Origin of the sequence: Natrialba sp. SSL1, from assembly GCF_001861355.1 — an archaeon.
GTDB lineage: Archaea > Halobacteriota > Halobacteria > Halobacteriales > Natrialbaceae > Natrialba.
On the sequence record NZ_MASN01000060.1, the window covers coordinates 320859 to 338747 of the forward strand.

The 17889-nt window shown below is 62.0% G+C and carries 14 protein-coding genes; 5 read left to right on the top strand and 9 right to left on the bottom strand.

What is annotated here, in order from left to right; translation table 11 throughout:
• Positions 1-181 precede the first annotated feature (181 nt).
• Complete coding sequence (locus tag BBD46_RS20505; RefSeq protein WP_071403505.1) at positions 182-613, top strand: hypothetical protein; 432 nt, start codon at positions 182-184, stop codon at positions 611-613.
• Positions 614-701: 88 nt separating this feature from the next.
• Here BBD46_RS20505 and glyS read toward each other — a convergent pair whose 3' ends face one another.
• Positions 702-2537 (bottom strand): glycine--tRNA ligase, encoded by a 1836-nt coding sequence (glyS, locus tag BBD46_RS20510; RefSeq protein WP_071403506.1) that lies wholly within the window; start codon positions 2535-2537, stop codon positions 702-704.
• Positions 2530-3381 carry a CBS domain-containing protein gene (locus BBD46_RS20515; RefSeq protein ID WP_071403507.1) on the bottom strand — a complete coding sequence of 284 codons (852 nt, stop codon included), beginning with the start codon at positions 3379-3381 and terminating at the stop codon, positions 2530-2532. Before BBD46_RS20515 ends, glyS begins: the two co-directional genes overlap by 8 nt.
• Before the next feature lie 135 nt (positions 3382-3516).
• On the opposite strand from BBD46_RS20515, the gene BBD46_RS22840 reads away from it, so the two are divergent.
• Positions 3517-3678, top strand: coding sequence for a DUF7556 family protein (locus BBD46_RS22840; RefSeq protein ID WP_004267462.1), 162 nt, complete (start codon positions 3517-3519; stop codon positions 3676-3678).
• Positions 3679-3907: 229 nt separating this feature from the next.
• Here the strand turns inward: BBD46_RS22840 and BBD46_RS20520 are convergent, their stop codons facing one another.
• Positions 3908-4960, bottom strand: coding sequence for a hypothetical protein (locus tag BBD46_RS20520; protein ID WP_071403508.1), 1053 nt, complete (start codon positions 4958-4960; stop codon positions 3908-3910).
• A 247-nt stretch (positions 4961-5207) separates the two neighbouring features.
• Here BBD46_RS20520 and BBD46_RS20525 point away from each other — a divergent pair, with 247 nt between their 5' ends.
• The gene (locus tag BBD46_RS20525; RefSeq protein WP_071403509.1) at positions 5208-5801 is read left to right on the top strand and encodes a hypothetical protein; all 594 of its coding nucleotides are present in this window, start codon (positions 5208-5210) and stop codon (positions 5799-5801) included.
• Between the two features lie 233 nt (positions 5802-6034).
• On the opposite strand, the gene BBD46_RS22845 is transcribed toward BBD46_RS20525, so the two are convergent.
• The 6 genes from BBD46_RS22845 to BBD46_RS20550 form a co-directional block, all read right to left on the bottom strand.
• Positions 6035-6193, bottom strand: a complete 159-nt coding sequence (locus BBD46_RS22845) for a hypothetical protein (RefSeq protein ID WP_171908255.1) — start codon at positions 6191-6193, stop codon at positions 6035-6037.
• Positions 6194-6414: 221 nt separating this feature from the next.
• Positions 6415-7860 (bottom strand): ABC transporter ATP-binding protein, encoded by a 1446-nt coding sequence (locus BBD46_RS20530; protein ID WP_071403510.1) that lies wholly within the window; start codon positions 7858-7860, stop codon positions 6415-6417.
• Positions 7853-9037: an ABC transporter ATP-binding protein gene (locus BBD46_RS20535; protein ID WP_071403511.1), complete on the bottom strand. Its 1185-nt coding sequence runs from the start codon at positions 9035-9037 to the stop codon at positions 7853-7855. Before BBD46_RS20535 ends, BBD46_RS20530 begins: the two co-directional genes overlap by 8 nt.
• Positions 9038-9222: 185 nt before the next feature.
• Positions 9223-10224: an ABC transporter permease gene (locus tag BBD46_RS20540; protein ID WP_071403512.1), complete on the bottom strand. Its 1002-nt coding sequence runs from the start codon at positions 10222-10224 to the stop codon at positions 9223-9225.
• Positions 10225-10324: 100 nt separating this feature from the next.
• A complete protein-coding gene (locus BBD46_RS20545; RefSeq protein WP_071403513.1) occupies positions 10325-11323 on the bottom strand; it encodes an ABC transporter permease in 999 nt (332 codons plus the stop codon).
• A 218-nt stretch (positions 11324-11541) separates the two neighbouring features.
• Positions 11542-13248, bottom strand: a complete 1707-nt coding sequence (locus BBD46_RS20550; RefSeq protein ID WP_171908256.1) for an ABC transporter substrate-binding protein — start codon at positions 13246-13248, stop codon at positions 11542-11544.
• Positions 13249-13586: 338 nt separating this feature from the next.
• Here BBD46_RS20550 and BBD46_RS20555 point away from each other — a divergent pair, with 338 nt between their 5' ends.
• Both BBD46_RS20555 and BBD46_RS20560 read left to right on the top strand, forming a co-directional pair.
• Positions 13587-14006, top strand: a complete 420-nt coding sequence (locus BBD46_RS20555) for a PPC domain-containing DNA-binding protein (RefSeq protein WP_071403514.1) — start codon at positions 13587-13589, stop codon at positions 14004-14006.
• 1 nt (position 14007) lies between these two features.
• A complete protein-coding gene (locus BBD46_RS20560) occupies positions 14008-17757 on the top strand; it encodes a DNA polymerase II large subunit (RefSeq protein ID WP_071403515.1) in 3750 nt (1249 codons plus the stop codon).
• Positions 17758-17889: the final 132 nt, after the last annotated feature.

A 17889-nucleotide genomic window follows, 5' to 3' on the forward strand; every position in this document is an offset into this window, starting at 1 on the left:
CGCTTCCGGACCGTCACCTTGTCCCCTCGTTCTCGTTGAACTCGAGTTTGGCCCCGTTCTGCGGCGGGAAGACCAATACCGAGGGGGTAGCTTTTGGCTTGAGTGTGAGATGTCCTCGTCTTCTACCGATTACCTGCCAAAATAGGTGTTGTTTTATTGCCAGCTATAGAATAGTTGCAAAATGAATTCGACCGTGTTACGTGCGGTCTTTCCGGATCGCCCGCCGACGAAAACCGATGTTGTCGCGGGCGGTCTCGCTGGTGGCCTCGCACTCCTTCACGGAACCTGGCCCGCTCCGGGTAACGGGTTACGCTGGGAGTGGATTGCGCTCGGGTTCGTCCTCGGTGCAATCGTACTGGGACCGGTCGCACAATCGCCGGTCGGGAAGCGGATCGGGACGATGGCTCGCGATCTCAGCATTGCCGCCCGTCTCGTCGTGATAGCGATCGTCATCACAGTGACGCTCGTACTCGCTACTGTCGTTTTTCCAGACGTGGTCTTTCGCAACGTCTCCATCGGTATCCTCGCAGTGATCCCGTTCTACGTCGTCGGACACGTTGCCGTCGCCAGAGAACTCGGCGGCTGGAAGCCAGCGTCGGAGTCAGACTCGTAGGCCCCTGTTCTCCGATCGCTGTCTCCGTTCCTCCTGTCGTTCCTGTTCTCCCGTTCCGCTATGCCGCTACCGACTCCCGCTGTTTCCGTTAGAGTTCGTCGAACTCGAGTTCTCCAGCCCGAAGCTCCGCCATGATTTCGGGGAGCTTTGACACCGGCAGTCGCTTCTGAGCCGTCGTATCGCGTTCGCGGACGGTGACCGTCGTCTCCTCGTTCTCGAGCGTCTCATAGTCAACCGTCACGCAGAACGGCGTACCGACCTCGTCCTGGCGGCGGTAGCGCCGACCGATGTTACCCGAGTCGTCGTACGTAACTGAGAGGCCCACGTCCCGGAGGTTTGCGACGATTTCGTCGGCGGTGGCCTCGAGTTCGTCGTCGTTCTGCAGCGGGAAAACGCCGACGAAGGTGGGCGCGACTTCGGGGTCGAGCGCGAGGTAAGTGCGCTCCTCGCCGTCGACCTCGTCTTCCGCATAGGCGTGGTGAAGGACGGTGTAGACGAGTCGGTCCACACCGAAGGAGGGTTCGACGACGTGCGGAACGATGTGCTCGCCGGCCTCGGTCTGCTCCTCGACTGCGAAGCCGGTCTTCTCGACGGGAATTTCGTGGCGCTCGCCGTCGAGTTCGACCTCGACGCTGTCGTCCTCGAACGCATCACGGTCTCGGCCGGCGAGGGACTCGAGTTCGGCCACGACGGCCTGGGCGTCGCCGCCGAACTCGGGGCCCAGATAACTCATGTCGGGGTCGACGGTCGCGCGCTCGACGGTCTTCGGCTCGTCGTACTGTCGGAAGACGGTAAAGCGATCCTCGGAGTACTCGGCGTGCTTCGAGAGGTCGTAGTCGCTACGGTAGGCGAAGCCGGCCATCTCGATCCAGTTACCGTCAATTTCGCTCTCGGCGTCCCAACAATCCGCTGCGTAGTGGGCGCGCTCACCGGAGAGATGCTGGCGGAACCGGAATCGGTCCATGTCGACGCCGACGGCGTCGTACCACGGCTTCGCGACGCCGAGGAAGTACGCGACCCATTCGTCGCCGATGATGCCCTCGTCGACCGCCTCGCCGATGGTCGTCTCGATCTCCGATCCATCGTCGTCATTCTGCTCGGTCGCCGGATAGAGCGTCACCTCGACGTCTGCGACGTCCGCGAGGTCCGGTTCGTCCTCCTCGGGATCGACGAAGTACTCGAGTTCGGCCTGCGTGAACTCCCGCGTCCGAATGATGGATCGGCGGGGGCTGATCTCGTTGCGGTAGGCGCGGCCGATCTGGGTGACGCCGAAGGGAAGTTGATTCCGGGCGTACTCCTTGAGTCGCGGGAACTCGACGAAGATACCCTGTGCGGTCTCGGGGCGGAGGTAGCCGGGCTGGGAGTCGCCGGGGCCGATGTTCGTTGCGAACATGAGGTTGAAGGTCTCGACGGCCTGGTCCGCGAGGCCGGCACCGCAGGAGGGACAGACGAGTTCGTACTCGGCGATGACTTCCTCAACCTCGGGGATGGGGAGGCTCTCGGCGTCCTCGTACTCCGTATTATCCTCGACGACGTGGTCCGCGCGGTGGCTCTCGCCACACTCCGGACACTCCACGAGCATGTCGTCGAAGCCGTCGAGGTGGCCCGAGGCCTCGAAGACGGGTTCGGGCATGATCGTCGGCGCGTCGATTTCCATGTTGCCCTCGGCGACGGCGAACCGGTCGCGCCAGGCGTCCTCGACGTTGCCTTTCAGGGCTGCGCCCTGCGGACCGAAGGTGTAGAAGCCGCCGACGCCGCCGTACGCGCCCGAGGACTGGAAGAAGTAGCCCCGGCGCTTGGCGAGTTCGACGAGTTTCTCGCTGGTCTGTTCGTCTGGCGCGGCTGGTTCTGTATCTGCGTCCGTCTCTGCGGCTGCCGCTGTCTCTACTTCTGCATCCGCCGCGTCCTGCTGTTGCTCACTCATAGAGCGCCTCCAGAATATCGACGTCACAGACGATGCCGACGAGCTGCTCGCCGGTCACCATCGGAATCTGTTCGATGTCGTTGCTGATCATCTGTTGTGCGGCCTCCTGAATCGTCTTCTCGGTCGAGACCGTCACCACGTCCTCGCTCATGAACTCCCGTACGGGACCGTTTGGAATCTCGATGTCTCGCGTCGGGAGGTAGCGACTGCCGACGCCCTTGATCCCCTCCCAGGACCACTCCGAGTCCTGATCCGGGAAGTTGTTCCCCGTCTCTTCCTCGCCCTCGACGATGCGGGCGACCTCGATGATGTCGACCTCGGTGAGGACACCGCTCACCCCACCCTCGTCGTCCAGTGCGACCGTGTAGGGAACGTTCGCGTACGACAGTTCGCGCTCGGCGACCGGCAGCGGCGCGCCCTCGTAGGTCGTGTTCACGTCCTCGCTCGCGTAGCCGCCGACGGTGTCGTCGGTCTCCTGATCGCCCGTCGCGATCGCGTGAATCACGTCCGTCACCGTGATGATCCCCTCGAACTCGCCGTCGACGACCGGGACGCGGCGCGCGCCCTCCTCGACCATCGTCCGGGCGACCTCCTCGAGTGCCGTCTCGCGCGTCGTCGTCGGCACGTCGTCCATCAGCATCACCAGCTGGTCTTCGTCGGGCTGCTCGATCAGCGTATCTCGAGAGACCAGTCCGCGGTACTCGGGGCCGTTGTCCGTCGGTTTCACGACCGGCACTGACGAGAACGACCGTTCCTGGAGGTACTCGAGTACGTCCGAGCGGGTGCCTGGCAGGTCGACGGTCACCACGTCCTCGCGGGGTGTCATCGCGTCGGCTACGTTCATGTCCCCACAGTAGGACAAAAATGAGTATAAACCCAGTGTTTCGTGCGCCCGCGTTCGCCGATCGTGTCAGTCTATTTGTGTCTTCTGACGGGTTGATTCGACGCGCTTATATGTCTTGGATTGTCACACTCTACCATGGTGTCGAAACCCCACACCACAGCGGCAGACGAGACGGTCGTCGGCTCGATCGATTCGACGGATTCGAGCGACGAGTACGTCATTGCGGATATCTCGGCCGACGACGCATGGCTCTCCATGCGAGCGGACGAGGCAATGACACTTCCGGCGTGGCGATAGGGGGGTTTCACTGTTCGACACGGTGGGGGCCTGTCGGGCTGCAGTGGCGTACGAGCGGGTGCTTCGCTCGCGTCCATTACTTCTTCGCTATCGTAAGAACGCTCTTTGAGCTTGCTTTGTTTCGCCCCATCAAGATGCTCGCCGAGAATCTCTTTAGCGTTGCCAGGTCGTGATGGACTTTTTCGTAGGGTTGAGTACGAAAGCCCGAGTTTGCGGAGAAACGTGCTATCTAGTAGATCTCCTCTCGGAGACATGGCACTGGAACGACCGACGTGTCATTTCGATCCGGGAATGTTACCGTGACTTCGGCAGATTGGGGCGTCGATTCGACAACTGTTTCGAAGTCCACTTGGGGTCCCCAATTCTCACCCGATCCATATTCGATTTCACCTTCGTTCGAATACATTGTTGTATGACGGACGACAGGGGCGACCGCGCCCTCGCTCTCTAATTCCGACGAGTCAACGGCTTCTATGTGTTCGAGGAACTCGTCTGTGACCCCATCCGGTTCAACGTCGATCGCGGTTTCACTCTTTTCGGCTCCATCTACCGTCGCTTTCACGACACCTTCTTCTTCAAGGAGTGTTTGGATGTGATCCATAGCGGCGTTCGTTGCCTGTCTTGTGCCCCATTCGTCAAACGCCATCTCCTCCGTCTCTCCTGTTTCGGTCTCGATGGAGACACGATTGTCGCCCTCAGAATGTTCGTACTCTTGGTCGGGAGCCGCTTCAATCGAAACGGGGGGTGCTTCACCGAGAGCCAACGCACGTTCGGTGGTCCCAGCATCTTCGCCGTCAACCTCCACACTCACTGTCTCGGGGATTCCGGCCACCTCATCGGTGATACGGAGGACTAATCCATGATAGGCCAAATCGTGGTCTCCTGCGTCTGGAGAGACGGTCTCTACGACTGCATGGATACCGGACTCCGTGCGATCCATCGCCGCCAGTTCTAACCGATGCGGACTTGACCATAATCCTGCCAAGATGGCCACGAGATATGATTCGTTGAAATCCGTCTCGTTGATAAACGCATCCACATCCTCGTGCTGTTCTAGCCGAGCTTCGGCTGCCGCTCTATCGGCAAGAACCGTCTGGTAGGATGACGGTGTGCTTGATAGACCGCTTGCCAGTTCGGTATCCGCAAGGGGAGAGGCCCGGTAGAGAGACTCAACGGACATCCCAACAGGGTTCTCTAATTCAGTTTCTTCTCCTCTCCCCAGGCAACCTAGTACCCCGAACGAAAGGATCGATGATGTTATGAGGTATTTTCGCCGCTCCATTATGATAAAGTAATACTTCTCAACCAAAACATCTTTCTCACGCTCAAATACCGATTGCAGTTATCGTCAGACACGCGGGTACGACCAGAACGGCTCAATCAGAATCCCCGTTGAAAAGACAGTTTCCAAGTCCAGAAACAAGTGAAACGATTTACACGCTGATCGCATGGTCACTGTGCGATTGGGTGTCCAGTAATTCCCAGTGGCGACTACAACATTTAGTACACCGTCGTTGATGTCGCAGTTGATGGTCGATCATCACCGCACAGCGAGCCGACGTGACGGCGGTCGAACCGGCGGGAACCGACCGCGTCGGTCTGGCGTCGGCTCCGGTTCCGGTTCCGGTCCCGGCCCCAGACACAGAACCAACTCTGGAACCGGACTCGAGTCCACGTCCGATTCTCGGTACTCGATCGCGTCCTTGCTCTCGTCGCTCGTCCCCAGACCGCTCGCTCGGCGGGCGATTTCGGTGTCGGTGACGAGCGACCGCGACGTCTACGCGCAGGACGAAGCCGTCTCGTTCACCGTCGCGTTCCGAAACCGGCTCCCGGTTTCGGTTGCCGTGCCGACGCCGCGCCGCCGGCGCTGGGGCTGGTCCGTCAACGGTGAACTCGAGGCGAGTGACGAGCGCCGGTATCTCCAGTCCGCCCCCTCCACGTTTCGATTTAGCGCGGGCGAGCGAAAAGAGATCCGCGTGACCTGGAACGGCCGCTTCGAGCGGACTACGGGCCGACACGAGTACGTCGTCCCCGATCCGGGCGAGTACGAGATTCGGGCGTTCGTCGCGACCGACGACGGGCGGTATCAGCCGAGCGATTCGACTACTGTTCGAATTCGGTGACCGATTCGTGGAGGCGGGTGCACTCGAGTACAGTAGTACAGTGTGTCGAGCGTGAAGTGTACAGAACGAAGCGTGTGGGAGTGTCGACGCCGACCGCATCCCACGATCAGTTGCTATGGGAGACGAACCGTGAGTGGCGGGTGTGAGAGCGCAGCGAACGGAGCGAGGGTGGAGACCGACCGGAGGGGAACCGAACGCCAGCGGTTCAGCCGTCTCTCTCGAATTTTGGCGTTTTATCCCGTCAGGAAGCCGCCCGGCGGAATGCGCGTCGATGGGCGACCGTCCTCGTCGGCGTTGGTATCGTCACCGAACTCCGGGGAGTGTCGGACTGTTCGTCGAGCCTTTGCGACCGTGCGGTTACAGGCGGCAACCGTAGCGAGGATCTTACTCATACATGAGTTAATAGCGACGGCGACCACATAAGTATTTATGAGATGGAAGATCATGTGTTTCTCACACGTGTATTTCTTCTATCTGTGAAAGAATACGGGCGTTTGTGGCGTAGATGGTGGCCAATACCGGGCTCCTACAATTACTACTTGTGGAGTAAACGTTCTATCTAACTATGTATGAATTGTGAGTGGTACTCGCCACGCTGCCAGATCTACCCACCTCACCGATGTAAATGACAGGCAGTGAAATGCGATTCGGTGCCGTACTCCGGCTCGATCTCGTAGGCCGGTCGCTCTCGCGCACAGATACTCTGCTCGGCGAAGGACTCGAGTAGCAACGTCGTCGCAGCCTGCCAGGCGACCGCTCGTGATTGGCCACCACCGGCAGTCGCCCGTCCGCCGTCGGTGGCCGCCTCACCCTGTTGTCCCGTCTGCGTCACCTCGGCGGCCGACTCGTGATCCGTCGCGACGAGTTCGATAGCCTCCTCGACGATCCGGCCGGGTTCGCCCTGTGGGAGCGTTCCGTCGAAGAACTCTGCGCGCAATTCGGCGCCTGTCATCGGCTCGAACGTCCGGCGCTTGACCGCCCGCATGAACGCCCGCGTCTGGGCCCACTCCTCGTCAGTCCAGTCGTAGGTCTCGGGCGCGATCAGCCGCGGACACCGGGTTCGGAACCGACACCCCGAGGGTGGATCGATCGGACTCGGCACCTCGCCCTCGAGTACCCCCCGCGCGCCAGTCTCCCTCGGATCGGGAACCGGGATGGACTCGAGTAACGCCTCCGTGTAGGGATGCTGCGGATTCTCGAAGAGTTCTTCTTTGTCGGCGAGTTCGACGATGTTCCCGAGGTACATCACCGCGACCCGGTCGGAGATGTGGCGGATGACAGAGAGGTCGTGGGCGATGAAGAGATAGGTGAGGCCGAACTCCGTTTGCAGGCGCTCCATCGTGTTCAGCACCTGCGCCTGAATCGAGACGTCGAGCGCGGAGACGGGTTCGTCACAGACGATGAAGTCCGGGTTGACCGACAGCGCGCGGGCGAGGTTGACTCGCTGGCGCTGCCCGCCGGAGAAGGCGTGGGGGTACCGGTTGTAGTGGTGCGGGTCGAGGCCAACGCGTTCGAGGAGGTCCTTCGCTCTGGCCTCGCGCCCCTCGTCGTCGAGCATCCCGTGGGCGCGCATCGGCTCCTCGATGATCTGGCCGATCGTCAGCCGTGGATCCAGCGAGGCCTGCGGATCCTGGAAGATCATCTGGATCTCCGAGCGTTTTGTCCGCAGATTCTCGCCGCTGAGCGTCGCGAGATCCTCTCCCTTGAACGAGATTCGCCCCGCAGTCGGCTCGAGCAGACGCAGAATCGTTCGGCCGAGCGTGCTCTTCCCACAGCCCGACTCGCCGACGAGGCCGAGCGTCTCGCCGCGGCGAATGTCGAAGGTTACGTCGTCGACAGCCTTGACCCGCTCCTCGCCGATGGTGATCGGCGGGAACTGGCTCGTATCGAAGGAGACACTCGAGAACAGCCCGGAGCTCTGGTTGAAGTGCTTCTTTAGGCCCTCAATCTCGACGAGCGGGTCGCCGTAGGGGACGGTCTCGCCGGACATCTCCGAGCCGAACTGGCCGTGCGCGTCGTCGGCCGTGGTGGTATCCGACTCCGACGTCCGCTCACTCATCGTGTTCACCTCCGTCAGTTCGTTCGCTTTCGCCGCTGGTGCTGGTACTGGTACTGGTGCTGGTGCTGTCGACCGCGCTCGCGGGTAGCTGCTGGTCGGCTCCCGCACCGTTCTCGAGTGGGGCGCTCTCCTCGTAGTCCGACCCGAAGACGTCGTGTTTGATGCAGGCGGCGCGGTGTGGGTAGCCCTCGGCGCGTGCGACCTCCCTGTTCTCGGGGTGGATGCGCTTGCACGCTTCCCGTGCGTCGGGACAGCGCGGATGGAACCGACAGCCAGACGGCGGACTGATCGCCTCCGGCATCACGCCTGTGATCGGGTCGAGTTCCTCGACGGTTCGGTCGGGCCGTGGCATCGAATCCAGCAGCGCGTCGGTGTAGGGGTGTTTGGTGTCGTAGAACAGTTCGTCCACCGGCGCTTGCTCGACGATTTCGCCGAGGTACATCACGTTCACGCGGTCACAGATTTCGGCGACGACGCCCATGTCGTGGGTGACCCAGATGAAGCTCGTATCGTACTTCTGCTGGAGTTCGTCGACCAGATCGATGATCTGCCCCTCCACCGTCACGTCGAGCGCCGTCGTCGGCTCGTCGGCGATGATGAGACTCGGTTCGCAGGCGAGTGCCATCGCGATGAGCACCCGCTGGCGCATTCCGCCGGAGAACTGGTGGGGATACTCCTCGTAGCGCTCTTCGGGGTCGGGGATACCGACCTCGCGAAGCATGTCGATCGCCTCCTGTCGTGCCGCACCGTTTGACAGATCGCGGTTGAGTTCGATGAACTCTCGGAGCTGACTGCCGACGGTGAAGACGGGGTTGAGCGACTCCATCGGATCCTGGAAGATGACGGCGATCTCGTTGCCCCGGATACGCGTGCGGACCTCCTCGTTCGTGAGCATGTCCTCGCGCTCACGGAGTTCGCCGTCGGGGCCCTCCTCGAGTCCAAAGATCGTTTCGCCCTTGTAGGTGATCTCGCCGCCGACGATCTCTCCTGGCGACTCGATGAGCCGAAGGAGACTCATCGAGGCGACGCTCTTGCCGGCCCCGCTCTCGCCGACGAGGCCGACGATTTCGCCCTCGTAGACCTCGAAGGAGATGCCGTCGACTGCCCGTACGGTTCCTGCGTCCGTGAAGAACTGCGTCTTGAGGTCCTCGACGCGAAGGAGTGGTTCTGCGCTCATTGGTGGGGTGGTGGTGTCATCGTCGGTGTCGTGATCGTGCGGTGTTGTGGGGGTGTCGTTCGATGTCGGGGTCGTGATCGGTTCAGTCGCGGTTCAGTCGTGGTTCAGTCGTGGTTCAGTCGTCGGTCAGTTCGGTTCCGTTGTTTCGGTGGTCTCAATGATCTCGGTGGTCTCGATACTCACTGTTAGTCGTCGATTCGCGGGTCGAGTGCGTCCTGGAGGCCGTCGCCGAACAGGTTGAAGCCCATAATCGTGATCAAGATGGCCAGACCGGGCCAGATCGAGAGCCAGACGTTCGAGTGCATGTAGCCGTGTGAGACGTTGAGCATCTGTCCCCAGTCCGGCGTCGGCGGCTGTGCGCCGTAGCCGAGGAACGAGAGGCCGGCGACGATGAGAATCGTGACGCCGATCTGGAGGGTTGCATAGACCAGCACAGGCGCGAAGCTGTTCGGAATCACGTGTCTGAGGATGATGTTACGGTTCTTCACACCCGACGCCTTCGCGGCCTCGATGTAGTCCATCTCGCGCACCGAGAGGACCTCGCTTCGGATAATCCGCGCGAAGACGGGGATGAACGTGATTCCGACGCCGATGATCGCGTAGGTGATATCCGGTGTCCCGCCGCTGACGAACACCGTGAAGACGATGATGAGGATCAGCGGGGGGATCGCGTAGACGGTTTCGACCATCCGCATGAGCACGTCGTCGACCCGGCCGCCGTAGTATCCGGAGACCGCACCGATGAGTGTTCCGCCGACGAAGCCGATCAGCGTCGAGGCGATGCCGACGCTGACGGAAACCTGTGCGCCGTAGACGATTCTGGTGAAGTAATCACGGCCGCTCGGATCGGTGCCGAGCGGATTACTCAGCGAGCCGTCGGCGTGAAACGCCGGCGGAACGTTCTCTTCGCCCTGTCCCGGTGGCGGAATCCGCTCCGGATGCTCGAAGATTGGCAGCGTCTCGGCGAACGTGAAATCTGATAGTGCGCCGAACGTAATTCGCGAGAGGTTGCTGTCGACGACCGTGTACGCCGAGATCAACAGGACGACGGTGATGACGTACAGTCCCCACCGTGCGGTCGTATCTTGCATCACCTTCGCAAACGTGTAGCGCCAGCCGAACTTGGCTTCGACGTCCTCCTGCGGGCCGCCGGCGTCAGCGTCCATCTGCCCTTCGCCAATTGCCACGATCAGACACCTCCTGGTCCGGTGGCGCTTTCTCGGGCGCTATTCGAGGCGTTTTCTGGACCGCTCCCATCGCCGGCCGTGATACGTGTTCCTCGCATGGTCAGTCACGGTCTCCGTAGGTCACTCGGGGGTCGATGTAGGCGTAGGAAATATCCGTGATGATCACGCCGATGACGAACATCGTGCCGATCACGATCGTGATCCCCATGATCAGTTGGTAATCGAGACTCTGGATCGCCTCCAAGAACAGCCGCCCGATCCCGTTGATGTTGAACACGTACTCGATGAGCACGGCACCGCCGAGCGCCGTCGAGAGGTTGAGTCCAACGATCGTGATGATCGGCAACTGAGCGACCTGGAAGGCGTGTTTTCGCAGAATCGTCCGCTCCGGCACGCCGTACGCCCGCGCGAGTTTGACGTACTCTCCCTGCAACGACTCGATCATCTGCGTGCGCTCGACGCGCATCAGCGTCGCCATCTGTAACGTCCCTAGCGCGACCATCGGCAACAACAGATGGCGTATCGTCTGGAACGCCAACTCGAGATAGCCGCTGTAGCCGTAGTGTTCCGGACTGCGCCACGGATAGACGAGCCCACTCGAAGGCAGCCATCCGAGCTGGATCGCGAAGATCAGGATGAGCATGATGCCGATCCAGAACGAGGGGGTGCTCACGCCGATGAGCGCGACGATGCGCGAGACGTGATCGGTCGGCTCGTTTCGCCGAGTTGCGGCGATGATACCCAGCGGGATCGCGGTGACGAGCGCGAACGCGTACGCGGAGATGACGAGCAAGAGTGTCGGTCCGGCCCGCTGAATGAGCAGGTCGGTGACGGGCCGATCCCGGTGAATGCTGTGTCCGAGGTCGCCCTGCAGGAGGTTGACCATGTAGGTGACGTACCGTTCGTGGAGCGGGCGATCGAGGCCGTACTGGCGCTCGACGCGCTCGATCACCTCCTGATCGACCTCTTGGCCCTGCAGCATGAGCCGAACGGGGTCGCCGGGGGCGAGATTCGCGAGGATAAACGTGATGACGGTGATCCCAATCAGGACGGGGATCGCCTGCACCACGCGAAATGCCGTGTATCGTAGGAGTCCCATGTGAGTGCGGTAGCGATGTCAGCGTTGGTGTCGGTCGGAGTCGAGTTCCCGTGTCTTCGCGTCTCAGGTCGACGCCAGCATCGTCTCCGGTCTCAGCTGCGGCGGGCCCGGACGTGTGCTGTTCCGGCGTCGCTCTCTTTGTCCAGCGGGCGTCGGCAGTGGTAGCCAGGGCCGGTTCGAACCAGCCCTGACGCGGTTCACGAGCGAGACGCTCCCGGTTAGTCGTCAATCCAGACGTTGCCGTACTCGGAGACGGGACGCGGGTTCTGCTGGACCATCGGATGGGCGTGTAGGTCCCGGACGTGTTCGCCCGACGCCATCGTGTTGTGGAACGAGTACGCCGGGAGCGACGGCAGCTCTTCTAAGATTTCGAGCATGACACCCTCGTAGAGGTCGTACCGTTCGTCCTGATTCGCCAGCTCGCGAGCCTCCGCGATATCGTCGTGGAAGCTGTCACTTCCCTCGTAGAAGTGCGCCTGATTAATGCCGACTTGACTCTCGTGGTAGAGGTTGTACATGTAGGCATCCGGATCCGGCCCACCGGTCCAGCCGAGGAGATACGCCTGGAAGTCGTCCGGACTCGGATCCTCGTTGTACACCGTCTGGTCGAGCAGCGTCCCGAAGTCGAGCGTCTCGGCCTGGGCTCCCTCGTAGCCGATCTCGTGAAGGCGGGTCACGATCCGCTCTGCCAGATCTCCGCGGTGGTCGCCCGGTGCGGCGATCGTCGGACTCCAGTCGTCGTCGACCGCGCCGTCGAGCAACTCCTCGGCCTGGTCTGGATCGTACTCCGGATAGTGCTCGTCGTGCCACTCGTCGAGCGGGAAGTTCCACTGTTCATTCGTGATCGGCGGAATCGGTGCCGATAGCGGCTGTGCAACGTTTCCGAGACGCGACTCGACGAAGTCGGTCATCGAGAACGCATGACAGATCCCTCGACGTACGTCGGGATCGCCCGTCGGCGCGTCGTCCCGACAGTTGAACGTCAGGTGCATGTACGACGGGCTCTCGCTGATGTGGACCCGCACGTCGTCGTCACCCTCGAGTTCACTCCAGTCGTCGTTGGGGACGTCGGCGATCGCATCCGTGTCACCGGCGCGGATCTCACCGACTCGGCTCGCCTCGTCGACGTTGTCGACGAAGGTGATCTCCTGGAGATACGGCTCCGGCTCGTCCCAGTAGTCGTCGTTGCGCTCGAGTGTCACGTACTCGTTGAACTCGAAGTCGCTCCAGACGAACGGGCCGGAGCCGACCGGGTTCGTGTTGAACTCCTCGCGGTCGTCCTCGCTCTCGCGTTCACTCTCGGGAACGATGGAAATCGCCATCGTCTGGAGTTCCCACGGCCCGTAGGGATGCTCGAGGTCGACCTGCACCTGGTAGTCGTCGATCGCCTCGGCGTCCTCGATCATGTCGTACTGGGCTTCGTTGACGCTGTCCTCCTCCTGGTAGGCCATGAAGGTGTGGGCCACGTCGCTCGCGGTGAGTTCCTCGCCGTTGTGGAACTCGACCCCTTCGTGAATCTCGTAGAGGTATCGTGTGCCGTCGCGCTCTACGTCGGGCATGTCGACGGCGACCTTCGGCTCTAGATCGAGGCCGGCGTCCCACTCGTAGAGGCCGTCGAACACGAGGTTGTACACCTGTGCGCTGTAGGCGTCGTTGGAGTGGATCGGGTCGAAGTCCTCGTCCCGTTCTAGCTCCTGGGTGTACTCCATCGTGCTCTCGCGAGCAGCGTCCTCGTCGTCGGGTTCCTCCCGATCGTAGTCGTAGTCTGTGGGATCAATGATGTCTTCCTCACCGTTTTCCTCCTCACCGTTCCCACCGATGCACCCTGCGATGGCCGTCGCCGACACTGCCGTTCCGGTCGCAAGAACGTATCGCCGGCTGACGTCTGGTAACTTCCGTACCATCCCGTCGATATAGACAGTCATCGACTCTTTGTTATCCTCTCCCAAACAGGAGGAATAACGGGGATACTGACCGAGGCCCCAACGTAATGCGATTTTACACGATTTTTGCTGTCCTTTGGTCACCACTGCTGTGTACTATCGGACAGATGTGGTGTCTCGGAACGTTCTTCTCCGGATCTCTCGACGCGCATCACTCAGCCGACTCGCCGAGCAGACACTCACAGCCGGTGATCTGTTGTGTGGGACTACCGCCCTGTCGTGGCCTCCAATGGTGTCACAGTTGCACTCCGACACCACCACATCGTCCGCGACTGACGGGAACAGTGACCTTTTTCCACCGGCACATACAGTATCGCTGTATGAACCACCGAGCCGTCGACACCGACGCGGAGTACGTCGCCCGCCTCGACACCGGCGCGGACTGGCGCGCCGAAATCGAGTCGCTCGCCGACGAGGTCGCGGCCGACGCCGCCTGGTTTAGCGCCCTCGGTGCCGTCCAGGACGCCGAACTCTGGTTCTACGACCAGGACGAGTGTGAGTACTACCCCATCGAGTTCGACGAGCCACTCGAGGTCGCAAGCTGTGTTGGCAACGTCTCGCTACTCGAGGGTGAGCGCTTCGCCCACACCCACGCCGTCCTCTCTGACCCAGACGGCACCACCTACGCCGGCCACCTGAACGAGGCCACCGTCTGGGCCGGTGAGGTCCACATGCGCGTCTTCGAGGAGGGCCTCGAGCGCGAGTACGACGAAACGACCGAGCTCGACCTCTGGCTCTGAGATGCGCGCGGAAGACGAACGATACTTCGAGCAACTCGAGTCCCAGCTCGAGGAGGCGTTCGACGTCGCCGAGGAAGCCAAAGAACGCGGCAGCGATCCCGAACCCGACGTCGAGATTCCGACCGCACGGGACATGGCCGACCGCGTCGAGAACATTCTGGGAATCGACGGCGTCGCCGAGCGCGTCAGGGAACTCGAGGGCGAGATGTCTCGCGAGGAAGCAGCCCTCGAACTCGCGGAGGACTTCGCAGAGGGGCGCGTCGGTGACTACGAGACGAAAGCCGGCAAGGTCGAGGGCGCGGTTCGAACGGCGGTCGCCCTGCTCACGGAGGGTGTCGTCGCAGCACCGATCGAGGGAATCGACCGGGTCGAAATTCTGACGAACGACGACGGGACGGAGTTCGTCAACGTCTACTACGCCGGGCCGATCCGGTCTGCGGGCGGGACAGCACAGGCGCTCTCCGTGCTGGTCGCAGACTACACACGCGCACTCGTCGGCATCGAGCAGTACGACGCGAGACAGGAGGAGATCGAGCGCTACGCCGAGGAGATCGCCCTCTACGACAAGGAGACGGGCCTGCAGTACTGCCCGAAGGACAAGGAGGCGAAGTTCATCGCCAAGCACCTCCCGATCATGCTGGACGGGGAGGCGACCGGCGACGAGGAGGTCTCCGGCTTTCGCGACCTGGAGCGGGTCGACACCAACAGCGCCCGGGGTGGGATGTGTCTCGTGCTCGGTGAGGGGATCGCGCTCAAGGCCCCCAAGATCCAGCGCTACACCCGTAATCTCGACGAGATCGACTGGCCGTGGCTGCAGGATCTGATCGACGGCAATTACGCGGCCGATTCGGAGGACGACGAAGACGCCGACGACGCGGCTGCCGAAGACGAGAACGGCGAGGGAGACGGCGACGAAGAGAGCGAAACAGACGCCGAGGGAACGGCCGAGACGGACGAGGCTGACCCCGACACAGCCGACGGCGACACTTCGGACGAAGACAGCGACGGCGAGGGACCACCCCGCGTCGGTAAATCCGAAAAATTCCTCCGGGACCTGATCGCCGGCCGGCCGGTCTTCTCCCATCCGTGTGCCACGGGCGGCTTCCGCCTGCGCTACGGCCGCGCGAGAAACCACGGCTTTGCGACCGCCGGTGTCCACCCCGCCGCGATGCACCTGGTCGACGACTTCCTCGCGACTGGCACCCAGATCAAGACCGAACGACCCGGCAAGGCCGCCGGCGTCGTCCCCGTCGACTCCATCGAGGGGCCGACCGTCAAACTCGCCAACGGCGACGTTCGACAGGTCGACGACCCCGCCGAAGCCAAGGAGATCCGAAACGGCGTCGAGGCGATCCTCGACCTCGGCGAATACCTCGTCAACTACGGCGAGTTCGTCGAGAACAACCATCCGCTCGCGCCCGCCTCCTACACTCCTGAGTGGTGGATTCAAGACGTGGAGGCTGCCGGTGTCGACATCCAGGCCCTGCAGGACGATCCGCGCATCGACCTCGAACACCCCGATCCCGACGAGGCGATCGAGTGGGCACTCGAGTACGACGCGCCGCTGCACCCCATGTACACCTACCTCTGGCACGACTTGCCCGTCGAGGAGTTCTGTGCGTTGGCGGACGCAGTGGCTGCTGGACGGGTTGAGCAGACCGGGGACGGGACTGGCGGCGACGGCGCGGACACCCTCGTCCTCGAGTACACCGAACCCACACGCGAGGCACTCGAGACTATCGTCATCGAACACCGCCAGCGCGAGGGCAGCGGCGAGGCCAACGGCCGAATCGAAATCGACGACTGGCGGCCGCTCGCGCGGTCACTTGGCTGTGAGATCCGCCGGACGGCGACCGACGGCTCCTCGCGCTCTCCTGGTGCGAACGTCTCGCCCGACGGACCCGACGCGAACACCTCGTCAGCAACGATCGAACTCGAGCGCGCCTGGGCCGACGACGACCTCTCGACGCGCGCTCGCACCTGGGGCCACGAGGATCAGCCGGACGGCTCGAACGCCGTCAAAGCCGCCAACGAGGTCGCACCGTTCGAAATCCGGGAACGCTCGCCGACTCGCGTCGGCAACAGAATGGGCCGTCCGGAGAAATCCGAGCGCCGCGACCTCAGTCCGCCGGTCCACACCCTCTTCCCGATCGGCGAAGCCGGCGGCGCACAGCGCAACGTCGCCGACGCAGCCAAACACGCCGAAACAATGTCGGACACGCCCGGCGTCGTCGAAATCCAGATCGGCCGCCACCAGTGTCCAAGCTGTGACACGGAGACGTTCAAGAACCGTTGTCCCGACTGCGAGACCCGAACCGAACCCGACTACCGCTGTCCCGACTGCGAGCAGTCACTCGAGCCTGATGACTCCGGTCGCGTCGAGTGTGGCCGCTGTGAGATCGAGGGCACCTGTGTCGAGACCCGCGAGGTCGACATCAACGACGAATTTCGGAGTGCACTCGAGTCCGTCGGCGAGCGGGAGAACGCCTTCGAGATCCTGAAGGGGGTCAAGGGGCTGACCTCGTCGAACAAGGTTCCAGAACCCATCGAGAAGGGGATCTTGCGCGCCAAACACGACGTGTCGGCGTTCAAAGACGGCACGGTCCGCTACGACATGACGGACCTGCCGGTGACATCCGTCCGCGCGAGCGAACTCGATATCGACGTGGGGCAGCTTCAGGCACTCGGCTACGAGGAGGACATCCACGGCGAGCCACTGGTCCACGAGGATCAGTTGGTCGAACTCAACGTACAGGACATCGTCCTCTCGGACGGTGCGGCCGAGCACATGATGCAGACGGCCGACTTCATCGACGACCTGCTGGAACAGTACTACGGCCTCGAGCCGTTCTACGAACTCGAGGACCGCCAGGATCTGGTCGGCGAACTCGTCTTCGGCATGGCTCCCCACACGAGTGCCGCAACTGTCGGAAGAGTGATTGGTTTCACGAGCGCAGCGGTCGGATACGCTCATCCGTACTTTCACGCCGCAAAACGAAGGAATTGTGACGGGGACGAAGACTGTGTGATGCTTCTCATGGACGGTCTTCTCAACTTTAGTAGAAGTTTTCTCCCCGACAAACGAGGCGGGCGCATGGACGCACCTTTGGTCATGTCCTCTCGCATCGATCCTTCCGAAATCGACGACGAGGCCCACAACATGGACATCGTCTCGCAGTACCCCCGCGAGTTCTATCTCGCAACCTTAGAGCAGGCCGATCCGGAGGATGTGGACATCCAGATCGGCGAGGACACGCTCGGCACCGACGGCGAGTACACCGGCTTTGAGCACACCCACGACGTGACAGACATCGCAATGGGGCCGGATCTCTCCGCGTACAAGACCCTGGGCTCGATGATGGACAAGATGGACGCCCAGCTCGAACTCTCGCGGAAACTCGCCGCCGTCGACGAAACAGACGTCGCAGAACGGGTTATCGAGTACCACTTCCTACCAGACCTGATCGGGAACCTGCGTGCGTTCTCCCGACAGGAAACCCGGTGTCTCGACTGCGGCGAGAAGTTCCGCCGGATGCCACTGACCGGCGACTGTCGGGAGTGTGGCGGCCGCGTCAACCTCACCGTCCACCAGGGATCGGTGAACAAGTACATGCAGACGGCAATCGAGGTCGCCGAGGAGTACGACTGCCGAGACTACACCAAACAGCGACTGGAAGTACTCGAGAAGTCACTCGAGAGTATTTTCGAGAACGACAAGAACAAACAGTCTGGTATTGAAGACTTCATGTAGCCGCTACCGGCTGTTCTGTCCTGATTTGGGCTTCACGAGGTCGCTTTCGGCGGCCGTTCTGTGGCCGCAGGTAGTGTGTGTGTGTGTGTGTGTGTGTCTGTCTGGCTGTCGTCCCCTGCAGTCTGTGTGGAG

What these genes read in the sequence shown, in the direction of transcription:
- BBD46_RS20505 (WP_071403505.1), top strand. Translation starts at nt 182, where the DNA reads ATGAATTCGACCGTGTTACGTGCGGTCTTTCCGGATCGCCCGCCGACG.
- glyS (WP_071403506.1), bottom strand. Translation starts at nt 2,537, where the DNA reads ATGAGTGAGCAACAGCAGGACGCGGCGGATGCAGAAGTAGAGACAGCG.
- BBD46_RS20515 (WP_071403507.1), bottom strand. Translation starts at nt 3,381, where the DNA reads ATGAACGTAGCCGACGCGATGACACCCCGCGAGGACGTGGTGACCGTC.
- BBD46_RS22840 (WP_004267462.1), top strand. Translation starts at nt 3,517, where the DNA reads ATGGTGTCGAAACCCCACACCACAGCGGCAGACGAGACGGTCGTCGGC.
- BBD46_RS20520 (WP_071403508.1), bottom strand. Translation starts at nt 4,960, where the DNA reads ATGGAGCGGCGAAAATACCTCATAACATCATCGATCCTTTCGTTCGGG.
- BBD46_RS20525 (WP_071403509.1), top strand. Translation starts at nt 5,208, where the DNA reads ATGGTCGATCATCACCGCACAGCGAGCCGACGTGACGGCGGTCGAACC.
- BBD46_RS22845 (WP_171908255.1), bottom strand. Translation starts at nt 6,193, where the DNA reads ATGAGTAAGATCCTCGCTACGGTTGCCGCCTGTAACCGCACGGTCGCA.
- BBD46_RS20530 (WP_071403510.1), bottom strand. Translation starts at nt 7,860, where the DNA reads ATGAGTGAGCGGACGTCGGAGTCGGATACCACCACGGCCGACGACGCG.
- BBD46_RS20535 (WP_071403511.1), bottom strand. Translation starts at nt 9,037, where the DNA reads ATGAGCGCAGAACCACTCCTTCGCGTCGAGGACCTCAAGACGCAGTTC.
- BBD46_RS20545 (WP_071403513.1), bottom strand. Translation starts at nt 11,323, where the DNA reads ATGGGACTCCTACGATACACGGCATTTCGCGTGGTGCAGGCGATCCCC.
- BBD46_RS20550 (WP_171908256.1), bottom strand. Translation starts at nt 13,248, where the DNA reads ATGACTGTCTATATCGACGGGATGGTACGGAAGTTACCAGACGTCAGC.
- BBD46_RS20555 (WP_071403514.1), top strand. Translation starts at nt 13,587, where the DNA reads ATGAACCACCGAGCCGTCGACACCGACGCGGAGTACGTCGCCCGCCTC.
- BBD46_RS20560 (WP_071403515.1), top strand. Translation starts at nt 14,008, where the DNA reads ATGCGCGCGGAAGACGAACGATACTTCGAGCAACTCGAGTCCCAGCTC.